Below are 21012 nucleotides of genomic sequence, written 5' to 3'. Positions count from 1 at the left end.
CGCCCCGGCCGAGACCCCCGCCGCGAAGCCCGCCGCCGACCGCCCGGTCGCCGAGCGGGTGGCCGAGCACGTCGCCGCCGTGCTGGGGATGCGCGCGGGCCGGCTCGACGTCGACAAGCCGTTCCACCGGCTCGGCATGGACTCGCTCATGGCCACGGAGCTGCGTAAGCGGCTCGAACGGGAGCTGGGCGTCTCCCTCCCCGTGGCCCGCCTGGCCCGCGGCACCACCACCGCGTCCCTGGCCCGGGAGCTCGCGGCGGAGATCCCTGCCTGAGGCACCCGGCCGCCCACCCGTACCGCATGACGCATGTGACGCCAGTCACCCGACGTGGAGGATGAGTTGACCAAGGACCTGTACGACATCGGCGAGATGCCGCCCCTGGGCGAGGTTCCGGCGCGGATGCACGCGTCGGTCATCCGCCCGGAGCGCTACGGGCCGCCGTCCCAGGGCTTCGCCATGGAGGTCGTGGACGTGCCGGCGGTCGGCCGCGGGCAGGTGCTCGTCTACGTCATGGCCGCGGGCATCAACTACAACAATGTGTGGGCCTCCCTCGGCTACCCGTACGACGTGGTGGCCGGACGGCAGAAGAAGGGCGAGCCCGAGGACTTCCACATCGGCGGCTCCGAGGGGTCCGGCATCGTCTGGGCCGTCGGGGAGGGCGTCACCTCCGTCAAGGTCGGCGATGAGGTCACCCTCTCCGGCTGCACCTGGGACGAGACCGCCGAGGACATCCGGCTGGGCGCCGACCCCATGACGTCGGTCACCCAGAAGGCGTGGGGCTACGAGACCAACTACGGCACCTTCGCCCAGTACGCCCTGGTCAAGGACTTCCAGTGCCACCCCAAGCCGAAGAGCCTCTCCTGGGAGGAGGCGGCCTGCTTCCTGCTGACCGGCGCCACCGCCTACCGCCAGCTCTGCGGCTGGCCCCCGCACACCGTGGAGCCCGGCGACCCGGTGCTGATCTGGGGCGGCGCGGGCGGCCTCGGCTCGATGGCGATCCAGATCACCCGGATCCGCGGCGGCATCCCCGTCGCCGTCGTCTCGGACGACGAGCGCGGCAAGCACTGCCTGGAGCTCGGCGCGGAGGGCTTCATCAACCGCAACGACTTCGACCACTGGGGCCGGCTCCCCGACACCTCGGACAACGCCGCCATGGCCAAGTGGATGAAGGGCGCCCGCGCCTTCGGCAACCGCTTCTGGGAGATCCTGGGCGAGCGCCGGGCGCCCCGGATCGTGCTGGAACACAGCGGGCAGAACACCATTCCCACGTCGATGTATTTGTGCGACACCGCCGGAATGGTCGTCATCTGCGGGGGCACGAGCGGTTACAACGGCGACCTCGACCTGCGATTCCTCTGGATGCGGCAGAAGCGGCTGCAGGGCTCCCACTTCGCGAACATCCGGCAGTGCCGCCAGGTCATCGAACTCGCCGCGAGCGGAAAACTCGACCCGTGCCTGTCCTGGACCGGTGATTTCGCCGACACCGGCCGGGCGCACCAGCTCATGTACGAGAACCGGCACCCGTCCGGGAACATGGCCGTCCGGGTGAACGCCGTCGAGGGCTGACCGGGCGTACGGCGCGCGGGAACGGGCCGGGCGGGACGTCTTCGGACGGACCGCCCGGCTTTCGGCCGTCCGCGGCGGAACCCGCTGTTTGGGTATCGCGTTCTCTGGTAGGAGAGGTCTGAGTCAAAAGATCGTCCCACAGCACGAGAGCCATTCCTTTGCCTACCTATTACCCTTGACGGCAAGGCCGCGCAGGGTGGCCATGGAGGAGTGAAATGAGGAGCAGGAACCCGGTCTTCTCGCGACGGGGGTTCACTCCCGGAGGCGGCTACGCGAACTTCAACGCGGCACCGCCGTCCGGGTCCGCGACGCAGGGAAACCCCTACGCGAACAGCCCGTACGCGCAGCCGACCGACCCGTACGCGGGCAACCCGTACGGCCAGCCGACCAACCCGTACGCCCAGGGCGCGCCCGACCTGCAGCAGGGCATGCCGCAGACCCGTCCGGGCGCCATGACGATGGACGACGTCGTCAGCCGCACCGCGATCACGCTGGGCCTGGTGGTCGTCGCGGCCGGCGCGGCGTGGGCCCTGAAGCTGCCGGTCGGCCTCGGCTTCGGCGCCGCGTTGATCGCCATGGTGCTGGGCCTCGTCCAGTCCTTCAAGGCGAAGCCCTCCCCGGCGCTGATCCTCGGCTACGCGGTGTTCGAGGGCCTGTTCCTCGGTGTGATCAGCCAGGCCTACAACGAGGTCGCCAAGGGCGCCCCGATGCAGGCGGTGCTGGGCACGGTGGCGGTCTTCGCCGGTGTGCTCGTCGCGTACCGGGCCCGGATCATCAACGTGAACCGCAGGTTCTACCGCTTCGTGGCCGGTGCCGCGATCGGCTTCCTGCTGCTGATGGTCGTCAACATGCTGTTCGCCGTGTTCGGCGGCGGTGACGGCCTCGGCTTCCGCACCGGCCCGGTCGGCATCCTCGTCGGCGTCATCGGCGTGCTGCTCGGCGCCGCGTTCCTCGCCCTCGACTTCAAGCAGGTCGAGGACGGCGTGCAGTACGGCGCCCCGCGCGAGGAGTCGTGGCTGGCCGCGTTCGGTCTGACGCTGTCGCTGGTGTGGATCTACACCGAGCTGCTGCGGGTCATCGCCCTGGTGATGAGCGACGACTAGTCTCCGCGGGGGTGCGGACCGGCCGCCCGCGGCTACAGGAGCCTGCGCGCGGCCCGTCGGAGGTCGTACTCGTGCACGATCGCCTTGGCGTGGCCGTAGGCGAGACCGTGTTCTCCGCGCAGCCAGCTCACCTTCTCCTCGAACCGGGACAGGGAGGGGCCTTCGTCGACCGTGCGCATCCAGTCGGCGACTTCTCGGCCGGTGCAGTGGGGGATTCGGGAGAGCAGGTTCCGGTGGGTTTCGTCGGAGATGACGTAGGACATCGGCGCCTCCGGACGCGTCGGATGATGGTCCTTCATGTCACCGTGCCCGAGTGTTCAGCCATTGGCAACAGTCGGTGGGCGCCGCATAGTCTCGGGGCGTGGATGATGTGACGCCTCTGCTGACCGCCGTGGACACCTTCGCCGACCGCCTGCGCGCCCTGCCCCAGTCCCGGCTGAGCCGGGGGGCCGCCGCCGAGGCGCTGGCCCTCGCCCGGGAGCTGGCGGCCCGGGCCCAGCGGATGGAGGAGCCCGGGGACGCCGCGCCGCGCGAGATGCCGGACGCCGGGATGTTCGCCGTGGCGGACCAAGTGGCCGTCGCCGGGCACGACTTGGCCGAGGCGCTGGCCGCCGGCGGCGGGCCGGGGGCCGCGGTGGCCGAGGCGGTGGAGCTGGTGACGGAGGCGGCCCGGCGGTGCGGCCTCCAGTGAGGCGTTCCGCGAAGCCGCCCGGAGCCGGCGCCGGGCGGGGGCCCGGTGAGGTCCACGGTGCGGCCGGCCGGGCCGGCTCAGGTCACAGCGAGGCGATGACCCGGTCCGCGAGGACGTAGACGTTGCCCGTGGCGCAGCCGAAGGTCAGGGCGTACGCGCCCGCCACACCGGAGCCGCCGAGCAGCACCGGCGCCTCCCCGGTGCGCAGCGCGTGCGCCAGGCTCTCGGCGGTCTCCCGGTGGCCGGGCGTCATGCAGACGGTGGTGCCGTCGGCGAAGACGTAGACGTCGAGGGTGCCCAGCGGGCCCGGACGGACGTCCGCCAGCGGCACACCGGCCTCCGCGAGCTCGGCCAGCCGCTCGACGGTGCGCTCGTGGTCGCCCACCGGCGCGCCGGAGGGCGAGAAGTCCGGATGCGAGGGGTGCCGGCGGCGGGCGGCGGCGAGCTCGGGGGACTCCGCCTCGTCCGCCGCGACGGCGTCGGTCTGCCGGGGCAGGTACGGGAAAGGGGTCTGCGGGACGTCGCCGTACGGGGTGTCGGCCGCGGCCGTGTCGTCCACGACGCCCGGCAGACCCGACAGCAGGGACGGCGCGTCGGCCGCGCCGCCCAGGTCGAGAGCCTCCTGCGCGGCCCAGAACGCCCGGGCCTCGGCGAGCTCCCGCTCGCGCTCCTCCGCGAGCGCGTCGGCGACGGCGGCCCGTATGTCGGAGAGGACGACGCCGGCCTCCTCGGCGGGGGCCGTCCGCGCGACCGGGACCGTCGTGGCGGCGGTGCGCCCGGCCCGGGCCTCGGCCAGGTCGGCGCGGAGTGCGTGGATCTGCCGGCGCAGCCCGCGGGTCGTCCACAGGGCGGCGGTACCCGCGGCGGTGGCAGTGGCGGCGGCCAGCAGCAGGGCAAGGGACATGGCGCTCACTGACGTACTCCCGGTTGCTGTCGGTCCCCGAATTCCTACCTCAGCTTCGCGCGCGTCTTCCCCGGTCCCCAGTGCAAAACGTCATGAAACCGGCGGGACTTAGGGCCCGGAGGTTGGGAGTTCAACATATCTGACCTGGGGAAACGAATCTCCCCCGGGACGTTGGTCACATCCTGGGGGAGATTGGGTCACGAACGGGAAGCCGCGCGGGCGGAGACCGCCTCGGCTCGTCCGCACACCTCTCCCGGTCGCGCTGAGCTTCGGCTTCGCTGCGGGCAGGTGCCGCCTTCGCCACGCGGCGGAGCCGCATATCGGCACGGCCAGGCGGCCCCTACCCTCCGCTGCGCCTCAGCTCAGTCGCTCGATCACCATCGCCATGCCCTGCCCGCCGCCCACGCACATCGTCTCCAGCGCGAACTGCTTGTCGTGGAACTGGAGCGAGTTGATGAGCGTGCCGGTGATGCGCGCGCCCGTCATGCCGAACGGGTGGCCGACCGCGATGGCGCCGCCGTTGACGTTGAGCTTGTCGATGTCGACGCCCAGGTCGCGGTAGGACGGGATCACCTGCGCCGCGAAGGCCTCGTTGATCTCGACCAGGTCGATGTCGTCGATCGTCATGCCGGCCCGCTTCAGCGCCTGGCGGCTCGCCTCGACCGGGCCGTAGCCCATGATCTCGGGGGAGAGGGCCGAGACGCCGGTGGAGACGATCCGGGCGAGCGGGGTGAGGCCCAGGTCGCGCGCCTTGGTGTCGGACATGATCACCAGGGCGGCGGCGCCGTCGTTCAGCGGGCAGCAGTTGCCGGGCGTGACCAGGCCGTCCGGGCGGAACGACGGCTTGAGGGCGCTGACACCCTCCATGGTGACGCCGGCGCGCGGACCGTCGTCCTTGCCGACGACCGTCCCGTCCGGGGTGGTCACCGGGGTGATCTCGCGGGCCCAGAAGCCCTTGGCGAGGGCCTGCTCGGCGAGGTTCTGCGAGCGGACGCCGAACTCGTCCATCTCCTCGCGGGTGATGCCCTTGAGGCGGGCGAGGTTCTCGGCGGTCTGGCCCATGGCGATGTACGCGTCCGGGACGAGCCCGTCCTCGCGCGGGTCGTGCCAGCCCTCGCCGCCCTGCTCGGCGCGGGCCGCGGTACGCGCTTCGGCGTCGGCGAACAGCGGGTTGTGGGTGCCCGGCATGCCGTCCGACGAGCCGTTGACTGACCGGGACACCATCTCGACGCCCGCCGAGAGGAACACGTCGCCCTCGCCCGCCTTGATCGCGTGGAAGGCCATCCGCGAGGTCTGGAGGGAGGAGGCGCAGTAGCGGGTGATCGTGGTGGCGGGCAGGTGGTCCATGCCCATCTGCACGGCGACGATCCGGGCGAGGTTGTGGCCCTGCTCGCCCCCGGGCAGGCCGCAGCCCAGCATCAGGTCGTCGATCTCGCGCGGGTCCAGGCCGGGGACCTTGTCGAGGGCGGCCTGGATGATCGTGGCGGTCAGGTCGTCCGGCCGCATCTCCTTCAGCGAGCCCTTGAAGGCCCGGCCGATGGGGGAACGGGCGGCTGAGACGATCACGGCTTCGGGCATCACGGCTCCAGTCGACGCGACGACGGCAGGACTCCGGTGAAGTTACCCGCACGTAAGGTCAAGGTCACGAGGCCGCGGCTGTGATGCGGGACTCATGGCCGTCGGGCCGGGTCACGGCGGGGTTCCCGTCCATTGTCGCTCCGCGCCGGGGTGTGGGGCGGGCGCCGCCCCCGCTGCGCTGCTGGGGCTGCCGCCCCAGACCCCGCTTTCGCGGCTTCGCCGCTCGTCCTCAAACGCCGGACGGGCTGATACAGCCGGTCCGGCGTTTGAGGACAACCGCGCGGAGCGCGGTTTCCGGGTCGCGGGGCCGGGGCGCCCTACCGCCCCACCCGGTGCCACACATGGTGCCGCTCCGGCCCGTTCCCCGGGCCCTCCGGCCCCTCGGCCGGGGGAAGCTGTCGGCGGCGGCGGTGCTTGAGGAGGGCCCAGCGGCCGCGGGCGGCCGTGACCTCGGTGCCGCCCTCGGCCGCCGCCTGGGCCGCCGCCCGGGCGACCGGCAGGATGCCCTCGCGGCGGGTGACGTCCGGCCGCTCCTCGTCCTCCGGCCACAGGCCGAGCGCCGCGCAGAGCGTGGGCAGCACGGCCATGGCGGCGGTGGCGTAGCCCTCCGCCGACGGGTGGTAGTTGTCCGGCCCGAACAACTCCCGGGGGTTGGACTCGAACTCGGGCCCGAGCAGGTCGCCCAGCGACACCGTGCGCCCGCCCGCCTCCAGCACCCCTATCGTCTGGGCCGCCGCGAGCTGGCGGCTCAGGCGCCGGGCCAGCCAGCGCAGCGGCTGGTACACCGGCTCGATCGTGCCCAGGTCGGGGCAGGTGCCGACCACCACCTCGCAGCCCGCCTCGCGAAGCCGGCGCACGGCCTCCGAGAGCAGCCGGACCGAGCGGGCGGCCGGCACCCGGTGGGTGACGTCGTTGGCGCCGATCATGATGACGCAGACGTCGGGGGCCCGGTCGTGACCGGACAACAGCAGGGTGACCTGCCGTTCCAGGTCGTAGGACTGGGCGCCGGACAACGCCACGTTCCGTAGCTCCACCGGCCGCTCGGCGACCGCCGCCAACCCCGTGGCCAGCAGGGCCCCGGGGGTCTGGCGGGGCCGGTGGACGCCCTTGCCCGCGGCCGTGGAGTCGCCCAGCATGCCGAGGACCAGCGGGTCGTTCCCGGCCCGGTGGACGAACGCCGATCCGTAGCGGCCGTCCGCCTGCGGCGGGACGTCCTGGTTGCCTCCGACGACCCGTCGGGCCAGCGCCACCTCGGTCAGCAGCAGCCCCAGGGCCGCCCCGCCCAGCAGCCCGATGCCGCCGCCTCCGTACGCCGCCGCCGCCGCGATCCGTCGCGCGGCCCTCGCCCTCGACATGGACATAAGGCGGGTCTCCTCCCGCTCCACGAGCGCTCTGCACCCTTGCTCGACCGTGCTGATAGCTACGTGCCCCGAGCACCGGTCAGTGCAACGCGTCACTGGTGCACTCGGCCCTCGAATCGTCCGAATAGGCTGGTTGTACGGGCACGCGACGAACCGCTAGTGCCCCCGACCGCGGAGACCACCGTGCAGTATCACGATTCGATGATCGAGCTCATCGGGAACACCCCGCTCGTGAAGCTCAACAGCGTGACCGAGGGCATCAAGGCGACCGTGCTGGCCAAGGTCGAGTACTTCAACCCCGGCGGATCGGTGAAGGACCGCATCGCCGTGCGGATGATCGAGGCCGCGGAGAAGTCCGGTGAGCTGAAGCCGGGCGGCACCATCGTCGAGCCGACCTCGGGCAACACGGGCGTGGGCCTGGCGATGGTGGCCCAGCAGAAGGGCTACAAGTGCGTCTTCGTCTGCCCGGACAAGGTGTCCCAGGACAAGATCAACGTGCTGCGGGCCTACGGTGCCGAGGTCGTCGTCTGCCCCACCGCCGTCGATCCGGAGCACCCGGACTCGTACTACAACGTGTCCGACCGGCTGGTCCGTGAGATCCCGAACGCCTGGAAGCCGGACCAGTACAGCAACCAGAACAACCCGCTGTCGCACTACCACTCCACCGGCCCGGAGGTGTGGGAGCAGACCGGCGGCAGGATCACGCACTTCGTCGCGGGCGTCGGCACCGGCGGCACGATCAGCGGCACCGGCCGGTACCTGAAGGAGGTCAGCGGCGGCAAGGTCAAGGTGGTCGGCTCGGACCCCGAGGGCTCCGTCTACAGCGGCGGTTCCGGCCGTCCGTACCTGATCGAGGGCGTCGGCGAGGACTTCTGGCCGACCGCCTACGACGGCACGGTGACCGACGAGATCATCGCGGTCTCCGACAAGGACGCCTTCCAGATGACCCGCCGCCTCGCCCGCGAGGAGGGGCTGCTGGTCGGCGGCTCCTGCGGCATGGCCGTGGTCAGCGCGCTGCGCCTGGCCGAGCGGCTGACCGAGGACGACGTCGTGGTCGTCCTGCTGCCGGACAGCGGCCGCGGCTACCTCAGCAAGATCTTCAACGACGAGTGGATGGCGGACTACGGCTTCCTGGAGGAGCCGGGCGACGCCGCCCGCGTCGGCGACGTCCTGCGCCGCAAGGACGGCGGCCTGCCCTCGCTGGTGCACATGCACCCGGAGGAGACGGTCGGCGAGGCGATCGAGGTGCTGCGCGAGTACGGCGTCTCGCAGATGCCGATCGTCAAGCCGGGCGCCGGGCACCCGGACGTGATGGCCGCCGAGGTCATCGGCTCCGTCGTGGAGCGGGAGCTGCTGGACGCCCTGTTCACCCAGCGGGCCTCGCTCTCCGACCCGCTGGAGAAGCACATGAGCGCGCCGCTGCCGCAGGTCGGCTCCGGCGAGCCGGTCGGCGACCTGATGGCCGTGCTGGGCGCGGCGGACGCGGCGATCGTGCTGGTCGAGGGCAAGCCGACCGGTGTGGTGAGCCGTCAGGACCTGCTGGCCTTCCTGGCCGAGGGCAACGGCGGCAAGTGACCGCGGGGCCTGCGGGCCGCCGGGCCGGTGGGAGCCGGGCCAGCGGCCCGGCCGCGTCGGGGGCCCGTCAAGACGCGCCCCCGCTCCGTAAAAGGAACGTATGTGTCACGTGACGGCAGCACGGACTTAACACGGCCCGGCCACACTGGAGACGTGCCGCGGGGACGGGAACGTCCCGGGCGGCACGTCGGTGCGACGGCTGGACTTCCGGAGCGGCTCCCGGACTCCACGGCCGTCCGGACGCGGCGGCCGGCGCCCTACGGCCCGGGCCGCGTCCCCGCGGGGGACCGCCGCCGTCCCGGCCCCGGGCTCGGCCCGGGGTGCGGCGGCCCCCGCGCAATCCGTCCCGTCCCGTCGCCCGTGGCGCGGCCGGCGCCCCGCCGCTCGCCTCACGTCGTGCCGTACGCCGCCGCCGGGTCCGTCAGTCCCACTCCGAGCCGCCGCGGTCCTGGTTCCGCTGCCACGGGAACCCCCGCATCACCTGCACCGCGTTGACGCCCACGATCCCGGCCCAGGTCACCAGCAGGCCGGCCAGCCCGGCGTTGGCCACGCCGATCGCGGACAGCGGGATCGCCAGCACCAGCGTCACCGAGGCGAAGCCGAACCGTTCGCCGAAGGTGCCGAACTCGCCGCCCGGGCCGGACCCGCCGCCGCGCGCGGCCGTCATCTGCCGTTCCGCGGCCTGGCGGCGCAGCCGCCGCTCCACCGCGCCGTCGAGCTTGCTCTCCACCTTCTCCAGGAAGGAGTCGACGAGCTCGGCCTCGTAGTCGGCGCCCAGCTCCCTGCGGGCCTGGAGGGACGCGTCGAGGTCCTTCTTGAGGTCGGGCTTCAGGTCTGGGTCGTGGCCGCTCATGCCGACAACGGTACGGTCGGCCCGTGACCCCCGTCAGTGGGGTCAGCACCCGTATCCGCAGTGGGGCCGTCCCCGGGGCGGGCCCGTGGAAGGAGCAGCCCGTGACCGCCGCCCTCCTGTCGTCCCTCGCCGACGGCGCCGCCGACCGGCCGGACGCCCTCTCCTTCGCCGGCCGGACCCTCTCCCGCGAGGACCTGCTCGGCGCCGCGGGGGCCGTGGCGCACCGGATCGCCGGCGCGGCCCGGGTCGCCGTCCGCGCGACGGCGACCGCCGAGACGGCCGTCGCGGTCGTCGGCGGGCTGCTCGCCGGGGTGCCCGTGGTGCCGCTCCCGCCGGACGCCGGCCCGGTCGAACGGCGGCACATCCTGCGCGACTCCGGCGCGGAACTCGTCCTCGGCGGCGAGGCCGACGAGGACGGCACGGCCTCCGTCCCGGTGGACGTCCGGGAGCGGGCCGACCACCCGCTGCGGGCCGCGGACCCCGACCGCCCCGCGCTCATCCTCTACACCTCCGGCACCACCGGTGCGCCCAAGGGCGTCCTGATACCGCACGACGCGATCACGGCCTGCCTCGACGGGCTCGCCGAGGCCTGGGCGTGGACGGCGGAGGACACCCTGGTCCACGGGCTGCCGCTGTTCCATGTGCACGGGCTCGTCCTGGGTGTGCTGGGGGCGCTGCGCACGGGCAGCCGGCTGGTGCACACCGGGCGGCCGACGCCCGAGGCGTACGCGGCGGCGGGCGGCAGCCTGTACTTCGGGGTGCCGACGGTGTGGTCCCGGGTCGTCCGCGACCCCGCCGCCGCCCGGCGGCTGTCCGGGGCGCGGCTGCTGGTCTCCGGCAGCGCCGCGCTGCCGGCGCCCGTCTTCCGCGAGCTGGAGGCGCTGACCGGGCAGCGGCCCGTCGAGCGGTACGGCATGACGGAGACGCTGATCACCGTCGCCGCGCGGGCGGACGGGGAGCGGGTGCCGGGACGCGTCGGCGTACCGCTGCCGGGGACGCGCACCCGGATCGCGGCGGTCGAGGGCGGCGACGGCATCGGCGAGCTGGAGGTGTCGGGCCCGACCCTCTTCTCCGGCTATCTCGGCCGTCCCGAGGACACGGCCCGCGCCCACACCGCCGACGGCTGGTTCCGCACCGGCGACATCGCCGCCCTGGACCCCGACGGGACCCACCGCATCGTCGGCCGCGCCTCCACGGACCTCATCAAGTCCGGGGGGTACCGCGTCGGCGCCGGCGAGGTGGAGAACGCGCTCCTCGACCACCCGGCGGTGGCCGAGGCGGCCGTCGTCGGGCTGCCGCACGACGATCTGGGCCAGGAGATCGTCGCGTACGTGGTGGCGGAGGGGGTGACGGAACAGGCGCTGATCGACTTCGTCGCCGGGCAGCTGTCCGTCCACAAGCGGCCGCGCCGCGTCCGGTTCCTGGAGGCGTTGCCGCGTAACGCGATGGGCAAGCCGCAGAAGAAGCTGCTGGAGGGGCTCTAGGGGCGCCGGGCCCGGCCGATGCCTGCATAATTCCATGCAGAGCATGGGCCGGGTGAATGGCCCGGGGTGACGGGAGAGGAAGAGCGGATGACGGAGACCGGCGCGGCACCGGAGGCCACCGCACGGCTGCAGAAGCTCTTCGAAGGGCACCGGCTGACGCCCACCCAGCGGCGCATCGCCCACTGCATGGTGCGCCGGGCGGCCGACGCCCCCTTCCTGTCCAGCGTGGAGCTGGCCGAGCTCGCGGGTGTCAGCCAGCCGTCCGTGACCCGCTTCGCCGTGGCCCTCGGCTTCGACGGCTACCCGGCGCTCCGCCGCCACCTGCGGGAGGCGGTCCCGGCGGCGCCCGAGGCGGCGCCGGGCACGGACAACGCCTACCAGCAGGCCGTCCACGCCGAGATCGACAACCTGCGGCACCTCGCGTCGCTGCTCGCCGACCCCGAGCCCGTCGCCCGCGCGGGCCGGCTGCTGGCCGCGTCCCGGCCGCTGCCGGTGCTGGGCCTGCGCGCCGCCGGCGCCCAGGCGGCCGGCTTCACCTACTTCGCCCGCAAGGTGCACCCCGACGTCCGGCTGCTCGACGAGGGCGGCAGCCTGCTCGTCGACCGCCTGGACGCGGCGGTACGGGCCGGCGCGAGCGTCCTGCTGTGCTTCGCGCTGCCCCGCCACCCGCGCGAGGTGGTCGAGGCGCTGGAGTACGCGCGGGGCGCCGGGCTCACCGTCGTCACCGTCGCCGACTCCACTTTCGCCCCCGTGGCCCGCCACAGCGACCTGCTGCTGCCCGCCGCCGTGGGCACGGGCCTGGTCTTCGACACCGCCTGCGCGCCGATGCTGCTGGGGCGGGTGCTGCTGGAGGCGATGTGCGACGCGCTGCCCGACGCGCAGGCGCGGCTGGAGGAGTTCGACGTCAAGGCGGCGGCGCGGGGGCTCTTCGTGGAGTGACGGCCCGTCAGCGCGCCTGCTGTGCGGTGTGCTTTTGATGCGGGTGCGCGCTCGCCTCGGTCGCCGTCCCCAGGAGACTCATCAGCCCCGTCAGCACCAACGCCACCGCCGCGACCACCGCGCGCCGCCTCAATCCCCGCTTGTCGACCGGCATTCCGGGCCCTCCGCTCGTGTCCGCCCCCGTTCCCGATGGGTTCGACGGTAGTGGGTTTGGGGGCGCCTACACGTCATACTCGGGCGCTCAGCGGTGGGTGATACCGGGGTATGACGTTGTCGTCATCGTTCGGTCATGTGGGGCGCCCCGGTCCCGCAAGCCCCCGCACCCCCGAAGCGCCCTGCGGGCGCTGTCCTCAAACGCCGGACGGGCTGACTACTCAGCCCGTCCGGCGTTTGAGTACGAGCGGGGCACCCTCACCGCGTCAGCGGCAGTGCCGCCAGCTCCGCGACCACCCACGTCAGTGGCCCGAGCACGGCGACAAGCGCAACCGTCCGCACCGCCGCGGCGCCACGCAGCAGCGAGCCCGGAAGACCGAGCCGCAGCAGCGCCGCGGTGGTCTCGGAGCGGACCTGCCGCGTGTCCAGAGCGGCGGTGATCGCCGTGGCCGTGGCGCTGGCCATGACCACGGCCGCGCCCAGCCCGGTGAGCGGGCCGAACGGCCGGGGCCCCGAGTCCTCCCAGGCCACTCCGTAGAGCTCGGCGGCGGCCAGGGCGCCGGCGGCGACCGCGCACAGCACGCCCAGCGGCCGGCCCAGGCGCGTCGCCGTGTCCTGGAGCATGCGCCCGGCCAGCATCCGGACCGGCCCCGGCCGTCCGGCCGCCAGCGCCGCCCCGCACCAGTGCGTCAGCCCGGGCCCCGCCAGGACCAGCCCCAGCACGGTGAGCAGCCAGCCGCCGAGGAGGCCGGGGGAGGCGCCGCCGTCCTGGCCGGGGAGCGCGAGCAGCCGCCCCGGCTGGGGCGCGGGCGCGTGGCCCACGTACGCCACCAGGGCGAGGCCGGTGGCGATCACCGCGATGCCCCAAGGGAGCCCGGCGAACGAGGGCCGGACGGGCGCGCCGCGCGGCGGCACCGAGACGTCGTCCGACTGCGGACGGGCGTGCGCCGGGCCCGGGCGCCTGCGCGCCGCCTCACGCGGGCGCAGGACGAGGGCGCACACGCCGGAGCTCACGGCGGGCAGCAGGGCCAGCAGCGTCACGGTGGCGGCCCACGGCAGGGCGTGGCCGCCGTCGAGCAGCCGGCGCGCCGTGCCGCTCAGCGGGGTGCCGCCGAGGTCGCCCCGCAGCTCCAGGTAGGCGAGGAGGGCGGCGCCGCTGCCCAGGCAGCAGGTGACGGCCGTCGAGGCGGCCGCCAGGAGGGCGAGCCGCACCGGCCCGAGCCCGATCGCGTCCAGCCCGTCCCGGGGCCGGGTGGCCGGGTCCGTCCGGGCCACCGCCAGGGCGAAGTACACGACCGCCGCGCAGGGGACCGCGCACCACACCAGCCGTACGACCCCCTCCTCCGGCCGCTTCGGGTGCGCCACCGCGTACCCGAGGGCGCAGAGCAGCAGGAAGGCGGCGCCCGCCGCGGCGGACGCGACCAGCACGCGCCGGAGCAGGACGAGCGGGTGCGCGCCCCGGGTCAGGCGGAGACTGAGCACGCGGCCCTGCCCTCCCCGTCGGGCGCGTCCGGTGCGGGGATGCCGCCGCCCCGGCGGCCGTCGGCGAGGCCGATCGTCCGGTCGGCGAGCGCGGCGCCCTCGTCGTCCGGCGTCGCGAGGACGACCGTGATGTGGTGGGAGCGGGCCGCGGTGGTGAGGGTGCGCAGGACCTGGGCCCGGTCGGTGCTGTGCAGCGGCGCGGTGGGGTCGTCGGCGAAGACGACGGTGGGCTCGCACGCCAGCGCGCGGGCGACGGAGATGCGCTGGCACTGGGCCCGGGACAGCGCGCCGGGCCGTTTGCGGGCGCAGTCGCCCACGTCGAGGCGTTCGAGCCACTCGGCGGCGGCCTGCTTGGCGGCGCGGTGGCCGGTGCCCCGGGCCAGCAGGGGGAGCGCGGCGTTCTCCCAGCCGGTCAGCTCCGGGACCAGGTGCGGGGTGCTGTCGATCCAGCCGAACCGCTCGCGCCGCAGCCGCTCGCGCGCCGGGCGGGCGAGGGTGTGCACCGGCGCGCTGTTGAACCACACCTCGCCGGAGTCGGGCACGAGCTGGCCGGAGAGGCACTTGAGGAGGGTGGTCTTGCCCGCGCCGCGCGGCCCGGTGACCGCGAGGACCTCGCCCTCGCGGATGCCGACGGACACGCCTGCGAGGGCGGGGGAACCGTTGTAGGAGTAGTGCAGGCCGCGTGCCCAGAGCACGTCGTTGTCCGGCGGGGCCACCATTTCGAGCACACCTCGGGTCGCTGGAGGGTCCGTTCCCCTGTCCGGGTGAACGAACCGGGGGCCATTGGGTCACTGGCACCGTACGGAACGGGGATCCTAGCCCCGGTCCAGGCTCGGCGCGGGAGTGGTCCAGGAGTGGCCCACTTTCCTCCCATCGGGCTCATGGCGCGAGGGTGCGAAGAGGGTGTGCGGGGGCGGAAACAGCCCCAAGGGGCGGAAAGGGGCAGGAAGTGCGCGGCAGGGGCCCGCGCGCACCGCCGACGTGGCGCGCGCGGGCCCCCGCCGCGACCTGCCGGAACGTCAGACGCGGGTCCACGCCTCCGCGAGGACGCCCCGGAGGATCTGCTCGATCTCGTCGAACGTGCCCTGGTCGGAGACGAGCGGCGGGGCCAGCTGGACGACCGGGTCGCCGCGGTCGTCGGCCCGGCAGTAGAGGCCCGCCTCGAACAGTTCCCTGGAGACGAAGCCGTAGAGCAGCCGCTCGCACTCCTCCGGCGTGAACGACTCCTTGGTGGTCTTGTCCTTCACCAGCTCGATGCCGTAGAAGAAGCCGTCGCCGCGCACGTCGCCGACGATCGGCAGGTCGCGCAGCTTCTCCAGGGTGGCGCGGAAGGCCGCCTCGTGGTCCAGCACGTGCCGGTTGAGGCCCTCGCGCTCGAAGATGTCCAGGTTGGCCAGCGCGACGGCGGCCGAGACCGGGTGGCCGCCGAAGGTGTAGCCGTGCAGGAAGGTGTTCTTCCCCTTGAAGAACGGCTCGGCGATCCGGTCGGAGATCACGGCCGCGCCGATGGGGGAGTAGCCGGACGTCATGCCCTTGGCGCAGGTGATGATGTCCGGGACGTAGCCGAACTTGTCACAGGCGAACATCGTTCCGAGCCGGCCGAAGGCGCAGATGACCTCGTCCGAGACCAGCAGGACGCCGTACCGGTCGCAGATCTCGCGCACCCGCCGGAAGTAACCGGGCGGCGGCGGGAAGCAGCCGCCGGCGTTCTGCACCGGCTCCAGGAAGACGGCGGCGACGGTGTCCGGGCCCTCGAAGAGGATCTGCTGCTCGATCTGGTCGGCGGCCCAGCGGCCGAACGCCTCCGGGTCGTCCCCGTGGATCGGCGCGCGGTAGAAGTTGGTATTGGGCACCTTGTGGGCGCCGGGGACCAGGGGCTCGAAGGGGGCCTTGAGCGCCGGGAGGCCGGTGATGGACAAGGCTCCCTGCGGGGTGCCGTGGTAGGCCACCGCCCGCGATATCACCTTGTATTTCCCGGGGTTGCCGGTGAGCTTGTGGTACTGCTTCGCCAGCTTCCAGGCGGTCTCGACGGCCTCGCCGCCGCCGGTGGTGAAGAAGACCTTGTTCAGGTCGCCGGGCGCGTAGTGGGCCAGCCGCTCGGCCAGTTCGATCGCCTTGGGGTGGGCGTAGCTCCACACCGGGAAGAAGGCCAGCTCCTGTGCCTGCTTGGCGGCGGCCTCGGCCAGCTCGGCGCGGCCGTGGCCCGCCTGCACCACGAACAGCCCCGCCAGACCGTCCAGGTAGCGCTTGCCCTTGTCGTCGTAGATGTACGTGCCCTCGCCGCGCACGATGGTCGGGACGGGGGCGTTGTCGTACGACGACATGCGGGTGAAGTGCATCCACAGGTGGTCGTACGCCGTCTGGGAGAGGTCCTTGCTGCTCACGGCTATCGGGTTCCCCATGTATAGGTCTGTTTGCGGAGCTTGAGGTAGACGAAGCTCTCGGTGGAGCGCACACCGGGCAGGGTGCGGACGCGTTTGTTGATCACGTCCAGCAGGTGGTCGTCGTCCTCGCAGACGATCTCGATGAGCAGGTCGAAGGAGCCGGCCGTCACCACGACGTACTCGACCTCGTCCATCGCGGTGAGGGCGTCGGCGACCGGGTCGAGGTCCCCCTCGACATTGATCCCGATCATGGCCTGCCGGCGGAAGCCCACGGTGAGCGGGTCGGTGACGGCGACGATCTGCATCACGCCCTGGTCGAGCAGCTTCTGCACACGCTGCCGGACGGCCGCCTCGGACAGCCCCACCGCCTTGCCGATGGCGGCGTAGGGCCGGCGCCCGTCCTCCTGGAGCTGCTCGATGATCGCCAGGGAGACGGCGTCGAGGGGTGGTGCGCCGGGGGCGCCCTTGGAATCCGCTGCGTTACGAGAGGCCACCCGGCCACTGTGCATGAGGACTCCGCCGTATGACAAGCAACAGGCGATGAAATCCGTTGCGCCAGGGGTCCTGAATAACTGATTCCGTTGCTCCTGGCTGGTGGGTATATCGAAAGCGTGGCCCTCCTGGCTAGGCTGGGCGTCTCACCCGTCGGACATCTCACAGGAGAGGTGCACACCGTGACCACCGAGCCGCGCCGGTTGCGCAACTACATCAACGGGGAGTTCCGGGACGCCGCGGACGGGCGGACCACCGACGTGGTCAACCCGGCCACGGGCGAGGTCTACGCCACCGCCCCGCTGTCCGGCGCCGCCGACGTGGACGCCGCGATGGCCGCCGCAGAGGAGGCCTTCCCCGTCTGGCGCGACCTGGTCCCGGCCGAGCGCCAGAAGGTCCTGCTGAAGATCGCCGACGCGATCGAGGCCCGGGCCGAGGACCTGATCGCCGCCGAGTCGGAGAACACCGGCAAGCCACTGGCCCTCACCCGCAGCGAAGAGGTCCCGCCGATGGTGGACCAGATCCGCTTCTTCGCGGGCGCCGCCCGGCTGCTGGAGGGCCGTTCGGCCGGCGAGTACATGGAGGGGATGACCTCCATCATCCGCCGCGAGCCGGTGGGCGTCTGCGCCCAGGTCGCGCCGTGGAACTACCCGATGATGATGGCCGTCTGGAAGTTCGCCCCGGCCCTCGCCGCGGGCAACACCGTCGTCCTCAAGCCGTCCGACACCACCCCGGCCTCCACGGTCCTGCTCGCCGAGATCATCGGCGGGGTGCTGGAGGAGCTCGGCCACCCCAAGGGCGTCTTCAACGTCGTCTGCGGCGACCGCGACACCGGCCGTCTGATGGTCGAGCACCCGGTGCCCGCCATGGCCTCGGTCACCGGCTCCGTCCGGGCGGGGCAGCAGGTCGCGGCCTCCGCCGCCAAGGACGTCAAGCGCGTCCACCTGGAGCTCGGCGGCAAGGCGCCCGTCGTCGTCTTCGAGGACGCCGACATCGCCAAGGCCGTCGAGGACATCGCCATGGCCGGGTACTTCAACGCCGGCCAGGACTGCACGGCCGCCACCCGCGTGCTCGTCCACGAGTCCGTCCACGACGAGTTCGTCACCGCCCTCGCCAAGGCCGCGGCCGACACGAAGACCGGGCAGCCGGACGACGAGGACGTGCTCTACGGCCCGCTCAACAACGCCAACCAGCTCGCCCAGGTCACCGGCTTCATCGACCGCCTCCCGGCACACGCCAAGGTCGAGGCGGGCGGCCACCGCGTCGGCGACAAGGGCTACTTCTACGCCCCCACCGTCGTCTCCGGCCTCAAGCAGGACGACGAGATCGTCCAGAACGAGGTATTCGGCCCGGTCATCACCGTCCAGTCCTTCACGGACGAGGACCAGGCCGTCGCCTACGCCAACGGCGTCGAGTACGCCCTCGCCTCGTCCGTGTGGACCAAGGACCACGCGCGCGCCATGCGGATGTCCAAGCGGCTCGACTTCGGCTGCGTGTGGATCAACACCCACATCCCGCTGGTCGCGGAGATGCCGCACGGCGGCTTCAAGAAGTCCGGCTACGGGAAGGACCTGTCGGCGTACGGGTTCGAGGACTACACGCGGATCAAGCACGTGATGACGTCGCTGGGCTGACCCGACGCGTACGAACGCGGGTCCCGGGACAGGCCGTGTCCCGGGGCCCGCGTTTATCGTTTTACCGTGCGGCTGCGCGTGGATGTACGTGCGGTGGGGAGGAGCGGCACGATGACAGTCGAACTGACGGACAGGATCGACATGGCCGACGGCGAAGAGCTCAGCCCGGACGACGTGCCCCAGAGCGACAGGTTCCTGGACGACATGTTCGACCGGCTGGAGCGCCTGCCAGTCCCCGAGGGCTACAAGGTCGAGATTGTCGGGGGGACTGTCTACATGTCGCCGCAGCGTCAAACGCACTGGCAGATCATTCTGGAGATCGCATTTCAGCTGAGGAGCCACTTCGGTCGTGGACCAGTGATCAACTCGGATGTGCGGATCGATTTCCCCGGGCACGGCAACGGCTTCTGTCCGGATATCGCCAAGATCGCGACTGACGCGAAGTGCGGTGTCAGCGGAAGGTACGCCCCGAAGGACGTGGAGTTCATCGCGGAGGTCATCTCCAAGGACACCCGGGAGAACGACTACGGCCCCAAGAAGGACGCCTATGCGGAGGCGGGTGTGCCCGTCTACCTGATCGTCGACCCGTACACCGCCAAGTGCCACGTCCACACGTCTCCGAAGGACGGCGGCTACCACTCGGAGCTGATCGTCGACTTCGGCGAGCCTGTCGACCTCACCTCCACCCTTCTCGGGCTGACCCTCTCCACCTGGGACTTCCCCCGCGACTGACCCCGCCCCTCACCGTTCCCGTATCATCGACGGCCCGGCACAGCGTCTGCCGGCACCCGCGATCTCCGGACACCCCGCCCCTTGCCCGAGAAGATCGCCGCCCCCATCCTGCCGTCATGCGAGAGAAGCCCGTGAAGCACCTGTCCCGCCGCTCCCTGCTGCGCGCGACGGTCGCCGGCGCGGGTGGAGCCGCGCTCGCCGGCTGTGGAGTCCCGGCCGCCTACATCGCCCCCGGCGACCGCGCCGCGAAGGATCGTTCCGCCACCGACCGGCGCCTGACGTTCGCCAACTGGCCGCTCTACATCGACACCGACGAGAACCACCCCGGCCGGCGGCCCACGCTGGAGGCGTTCGAGAAGCGCAGCGGCGTCTCGGTGAAGTACACCGAGGAGATCAACGACAACGACGAGTTCTTCGGGAAGATCAGCCCCGCCCTGATGAACCATCAGGACACCGGCCGCGACCTGATCGTCGTCAGCGACTGGATGTGCGCCCGATACGTCCGCCTCGGCTGGGTCCAGGAGATGGACCGGGCCGCGCAGCCGAACGTCGCCCGCCACCTCGACCCGCTGCTGCGCAAGCCGTCGTTCGACCCCGGACGCAAGCACTCCGTGCCCTGGCAGTCCGGGATCACCGGCATCGCCTACCACCGCAAGAAGCTGGGCCGCGAGATCCGCAGCACCGCCGAGCTGTGGAAGGACGACCTGCGCGGACGCGTCACCCTGCTGTCGGGGATGGACGAGGCGTTCACCCTGCTGATGATGGGCGACGGCGTCGACGTCACCCGGTGGACCGCCGACGACTTCCACCGCATGACGGACCGGCTGCGCCGCCTGGTCGCCAAGCGGCACATCCGCCGCTTCACCGGCAACGACTACATCAAGGAACTGTCGTCGGGCGACGTACTGGCCTGCCAGGCGTACTCCGGGGACATCATCCAGCTCCAGGCCGACAACCCCGACATCGCCTTCGTGGTGCCGGAGGAGGGCGCGGAACTGTGGGCCGAGAGCCTGATGATCCCGGACCTCGCCCGGCACAAGGCGAGCGCCGAGCAACTGATCGACCACTACTACCGGCCGGAGGTGGCGGCGGAGCTGGCCGCGTTCGTCAACTACGTCTGCCCGGTGCCCGCCGCGCGGGACGTGCTCGCCTCGTCGAAGGACAAGGAGCTCGTCGAGCTGGCGGAGAACCCGCTGGTCTTCCCGACGGACGACATGCGGAAACGGCTGGCGACGGCGCGCGACATCTCGGCGAAGGAGCGGCCGGGGTTCGCGAAGGAGTGGAACGAGATCATCGGGCTGTGACGCGTCCCGGCCGCGCCGTGGGGGCGGTGCGTCTCAGGCGGCCAGCAGCGACCGGAGGGTGCTCACCCGGTTCGTCGTGATCGAGTCGACGTCGGCGGCCAGCAGGCGCCGCATGGAGCGCCGGGTGTCCGCCGTCCACGCGGAGACCAGGTAGCCGTCGGCGTGGTGCCGGGCGACCAGTTCCGGACTCACCAGTCCGAAGCGGTAGTTGAGCCAGTGCGGGCGGACCGCGGCGAGCAGGGCCGGGGACGGCGGGGTGAGGGTGGTCCGGGTGAGGGCGATCTCCGCTTCCGGGTCGGCCCGCCGCACCTCGCGCATGGACTCGGTGCCGCCGCAGTAGTAGACGCGCCCCGCGGCCCCCGCCGCGTGCACCTCCGCGACGGCGGCGGCCGCGGCGGACGGGTCCGGGAGGTCGACGAACAGCCGCCCCGGGCCGTCCTCGGCGAGAGTCTCCCGCAGTGTCGGCACTCCACCGCGGGTGAGGGCGCGCAGCTCGTCGGCGGTGACCGAGGCGAGGGCGCGGTCGTGGCCCCACAGCCGGCGCAGGGTGGCGTCGTGCAGCAGGACGGGCACGCCGTCGCGGGTGAGCCGGACGTCGATCTCCACCGCCGCGGCACCGGCCCGGCGGGCCGAGCGGATGGACGGGAGGGTGTTCTCGCGGTGGACGTACGGGTCGCCGCGGTGGGCGACGGCGTGGAAGGTGCGGGTGATCATCGGCATCCGCCCATTGTGGCCGGACCGCGTGCCGCGGGGCGGGCGGGTCCGGTGGCGGGGGC

Annotated in this window: 21 protein-coding genes; 10 read left to right on the top strand and 11 right to left on the bottom strand. The window is 72.7% G+C overall.

Features of this window, described 5'->3' with window-relative positions:
* The 3 genes from ACSNOK_RS15535 to ACSNOK_RS15525 all read left to right on the top strand — a co-directional run.
* On the top strand, positions 1–274 hold a 274-nt coding region (locus ACSNOK_RS15535), incomplete at its 5' end, for an acyl carrier protein (protein WP_436781254.1).
* Positions 275–340: 66 nt separating this feature from the next.
* A complete protein-coding gene (gene ccrA / locus ACSNOK_RS15530; RefSeq protein ID WP_436781253.1) occupies positions 341–1567 on the top strand; it encodes a crotonyl-CoA carboxylase/reductase in 1227 nt (408 codons plus the stop codon).
* Positions 1568–1782: 215 nt separating this feature from the next.
* Positions 1783–2670 carry a Bax inhibitor-1/YccA family membrane protein gene (locus tag ACSNOK_RS15525; protein WP_436781252.1) on the top strand — a complete coding sequence of 296 codons (888 nt, stop codon included), beginning with the start codon at positions 1783–1785 and terminating at the stop codon, positions 2668–2670.
* Positions 2671–2702: 32 nt separating this feature from the next.
* Here the strand turns inward: ACSNOK_RS15525 and ACSNOK_RS15520 are convergent, their stop codons facing one another.
* Positions 2703–2933, bottom strand: coding sequence for a DUF4287 domain-containing protein (locus ACSNOK_RS15520; RefSeq protein WP_223767193.1), 231 nt, complete (start codon positions 2931–2933; stop codon positions 2703–2705).
* 98 nt (positions 2934–3031) lie between these two features.
* Here ACSNOK_RS15520 and ACSNOK_RS15515 point away from each other — a divergent pair, with 98 nt between their 5' ends.
* Positions 3032–3361: a hypothetical protein gene (locus tag ACSNOK_RS15515; protein ID WP_436781251.1), complete on the top strand. Its 330-nt coding sequence runs from the start codon at positions 3032–3034 to the stop codon at positions 3359–3361.
* An 82-nt stretch (positions 3362–3443) separates the two neighbouring features.
* Here the strand turns inward: ACSNOK_RS15515 and ACSNOK_RS15510 are convergent, their stop codons facing one another.
* The 3 genes from ACSNOK_RS15510 to ACSNOK_RS15500 all read right to left on the bottom strand — a co-directional run bounded on the left by ACSNOK_RS15510 (position 3444) and on the right by ACSNOK_RS15500 (position 7204).
* Positions 3444–4274: a hypothetical protein gene (locus ACSNOK_RS15510; RefSeq protein ID WP_436781250.1), complete on the bottom strand. Its 831-nt coding sequence runs from the start codon at positions 4272–4274 to the stop codon at positions 3444–3446.
* A gap of 348 nt (positions 4275–4622) precedes the next feature.
* Entirely contained in the window at positions 4623–5843 is a 1221-nt protein-coding gene (locus tag ACSNOK_RS15505; protein WP_436781249.1) for an acetyl-CoA C-acetyltransferase, read from the bottom strand.
* Positions 5844–6160: 317 nt separating this feature from the next.
* On the bottom strand, positions 6161–7204 hold the full coding sequence (locus ACSNOK_RS15500; RefSeq protein ID WP_436781248.1) for an SGNH/GDSL hydrolase family protein: 1044 nt from the start codon (positions 7202–7204) through the stop codon (positions 6161–6163).
* Between the two features lie 183 nt (positions 7205–7387).
* Between ACSNOK_RS15500 and ACSNOK_RS15495 the strand changes: the two genes are divergently transcribed.
* Positions 7388–8779 (top strand): cystathionine beta-synthase, encoded by a 1392-nt coding sequence (locus ACSNOK_RS15495; protein WP_436781247.1) that lies wholly within the window; start codon positions 7388–7390, stop codon positions 8777–8779.
* Positions 8780–9200: 421 nt separating this feature from the next.
* Here ACSNOK_RS15495 and ACSNOK_RS15490 read toward each other — a convergent pair whose 3' ends face one another.
* Positions 9201–9632, bottom strand: coding sequence for a hypothetical protein (locus ACSNOK_RS15490; protein ID WP_436781246.1), 432 nt, complete (start codon positions 9630–9632; stop codon positions 9201–9203).
* A 101-nt stretch (positions 9633–9733) separates the two neighbouring features.
* Here ACSNOK_RS15490 and ACSNOK_RS15485 point away from each other — a divergent pair, with 101 nt between their 5' ends.
* Together ACSNOK_RS15485 and ACSNOK_RS15480 are read left to right on the top strand one after the other, a co-directional pair.
* A complete protein-coding gene (locus ACSNOK_RS15485; protein WP_436781245.1) occupies positions 9734–11116 on the top strand; it encodes an acyl-CoA synthetase in 1383 nt (460 codons plus the stop codon).
* An 87-nt stretch (positions 11117–11203) separates the two neighbouring features.
* Positions 11204–12055, top strand: a complete 852-nt coding sequence (locus tag ACSNOK_RS15480) for a MurR/RpiR family transcriptional regulator (protein WP_436781244.1) — start codon at positions 11204–11206, stop codon at positions 12053–12055.
* Between the two features lie 7 nt (positions 12056–12062).
* Here ACSNOK_RS15480 and ACSNOK_RS15475 read toward each other — a convergent pair whose 3' ends face one another.
* From ACSNOK_RS15475 to ACSNOK_RS15455, 5 genes are all read right to left on the bottom strand, one after another.
* A complete protein-coding gene (locus ACSNOK_RS15475) occupies positions 12063–12209 on the bottom strand; it encodes a hypothetical protein (RefSeq protein WP_436781243.1) in 147 nt (48 codons plus the stop codon).
* A gap of 257 nt (positions 12210–12466) precedes the next feature.
* Positions 12467–13690, bottom strand: a complete 1224-nt coding sequence (locus ACSNOK_RS15470) for a hypothetical protein (protein WP_436781242.1) — start codon at positions 13688–13690, stop codon at positions 12467–12469.
* Positions 13672–14409 carry an ABC transporter ATP-binding protein gene (locus ACSNOK_RS15465; RefSeq protein WP_436781241.1) on the bottom strand — a complete coding sequence of 246 codons (738 nt, stop codon included), beginning with the start codon at positions 14407–14409 and terminating at the stop codon, positions 13672–13674. The genes ACSNOK_RS15470 and ACSNOK_RS15465 overlap by 19 nt, the downstream gene beginning before the upstream one ends.
* A gap of 300 nt (positions 14410–14709) precedes the next feature.
* A complete protein-coding gene (locus ACSNOK_RS15460) occupies positions 14710–16092 on the bottom strand; it encodes an aspartate aminotransferase family protein (protein ID WP_436781240.1) in 1383 nt (460 codons plus the stop codon).
* Positions 16077–16583, bottom strand: a complete 507-nt coding sequence (locus ACSNOK_RS15455; RefSeq protein WP_436781239.1) for an Lrp/AsnC family transcriptional regulator — start codon at positions 16581–16583, stop codon at positions 16077–16079. Before ACSNOK_RS15455 ends, ACSNOK_RS15460 begins: the two co-directional genes overlap by 16 nt.
* A gap of 165 nt (positions 16584–16748) precedes the next feature.
* Between ACSNOK_RS15455 and ACSNOK_RS15450 the strand changes: the two genes are divergently transcribed.
* From ACSNOK_RS15450 to ACSNOK_RS15440, 3 genes are all read left to right on the top strand, one after another.
* Positions 16749–18200, top strand: a complete 1452-nt coding sequence (locus ACSNOK_RS15450) for a gamma-aminobutyraldehyde dehydrogenase (RefSeq protein WP_436781238.1) — start codon at positions 16749–16751, stop codon at positions 18198–18200.
* A gap of 111 nt (positions 18201–18311) precedes the next feature.
* Positions 18312–18932: a Uma2 family endonuclease gene (locus ACSNOK_RS15445; protein WP_436781237.1), complete on the top strand. Its 621-nt coding sequence runs from the start codon at positions 18312–18314 to the stop codon at positions 18930–18932.
* A 116-nt stretch (positions 18933–19048) separates the two neighbouring features.
* On the top strand, positions 19049–20236 hold the full coding sequence (locus tag ACSNOK_RS15440) for a polyamine ABC transporter substrate-binding protein (protein WP_436781236.1): 1188 nt from the start codon (positions 19049–19051) through the stop codon (positions 20234–20236).
* 33 nt (positions 20237–20269) lie between these two features.
* Here the strand turns inward: ACSNOK_RS15440 and ACSNOK_RS15435 are convergent, their stop codons facing one another.
* The gene (locus ACSNOK_RS15435) at positions 20270–20956 is read right to left on the bottom strand and encodes a glycerophosphodiester phosphodiesterase (RefSeq protein WP_436781235.1); all 687 of its coding nucleotides are present in this window, start codon (positions 20954–20956) and stop codon (positions 20270–20272) included.
* Between the last annotated feature and the right edge of the window lie 56 nt (positions 20957–21012).

Source organism: Streptomyces sp. URMC 126 (genome assembly GCF_051386555.1).
Lineage (GTDB): Bacteria > Actinomycetota > Actinomycetes > Streptomycetales > Streptomycetaceae > Streptomyces.
Note: the sequence above shows the minus strand (reverse complement) of the source record. Positions and strands in the feature narration are given on the sequence as shown.

Coding starts and splice junctions, on each gene's coding strand:
- ACSNOK_RS15490 (WP_436781246.1), bottom strand. CDS start 9,632: ATGAGCGGCCACGACCCAGACCTGAAGCCCGACCTCAAGAAGGACCTC.
- ACSNOK_RS15455 (WP_436781239.1), bottom strand. CDS start 16,583: ATGCACAGTGGCCGGGTGGCCTCTCGTAACGCAGCGGATTCCAAGGGC.
- ACSNOK_RS15445 (WP_436781237.1), top strand. CDS start 18,312: ATGACAGTCGAACTGACGGACAGGATCGACATGGCCGACGGCGAAGAG.
- ACSNOK_RS15505 (WP_436781249.1), bottom strand. CDS start 5,843: ATGCCCGAAGCCGTGATCGTCTCAGCCGCCCGTTCCCCCATCGGCCGG.
- ACSNOK_RS15500 (WP_436781248.1), bottom strand. CDS start 7,204: ATGTCCATGTCGAGGGCGAGGGCCGCGCGACGGATCGCGGCGGCGGCG.
- ACSNOK_RS15465 (WP_436781241.1), bottom strand. CDS start 14,409: ATGGTGGCCCCGCCGGACAACGACGTGCTCTGGGCACGCGGCCTGCAC.
- ACSNOK_RS15475 (WP_436781243.1), bottom strand. CDS start 12,209: ATGCCGGTCGACAAGCGGGGATTGAGGCGGCGCGCGGTGGTCGCGGCG.
- ACSNOK_RS15525 (WP_436781252.1), top strand. CDS start 1,783: ATGAGGAGCAGGAACCCGGTCTTCTCGCGACGGGGGTTCACTCCCGGA.
- ACSNOK_RS15435 (WP_436781235.1), bottom strand. CDS start 20,956: ATGCCGATGATCACCCGCACCTTCCACGCCGTCGCCCACCGCGGCGAC.
- ACSNOK_RS15460 (WP_436781240.1), bottom strand. CDS start 16,092: ATGGGGAACCCGATAGCCGTGAGCAGCAAGGACCTCTCCCAGACGGCG.
- ACSNOK_RS15440 (WP_436781236.1), top strand. CDS start 19,049: ATGCGAGAGAAGCCCGTGAAGCACCTGTCCCGCCGCTCCCTGCTGCGC.
- ACSNOK_RS15480 (WP_436781244.1), top strand. CDS start 11,204: ATGACGGAGACCGGCGCGGCACCGGAGGCCACCGCACGGCTGCAGAAG.
- ACSNOK_RS15520 (WP_223767193.1), bottom strand. CDS start 2,933: ATGTCCTACGTCATCTCCGACGAAACCCACCGGAACCTGCTCTCCCGA.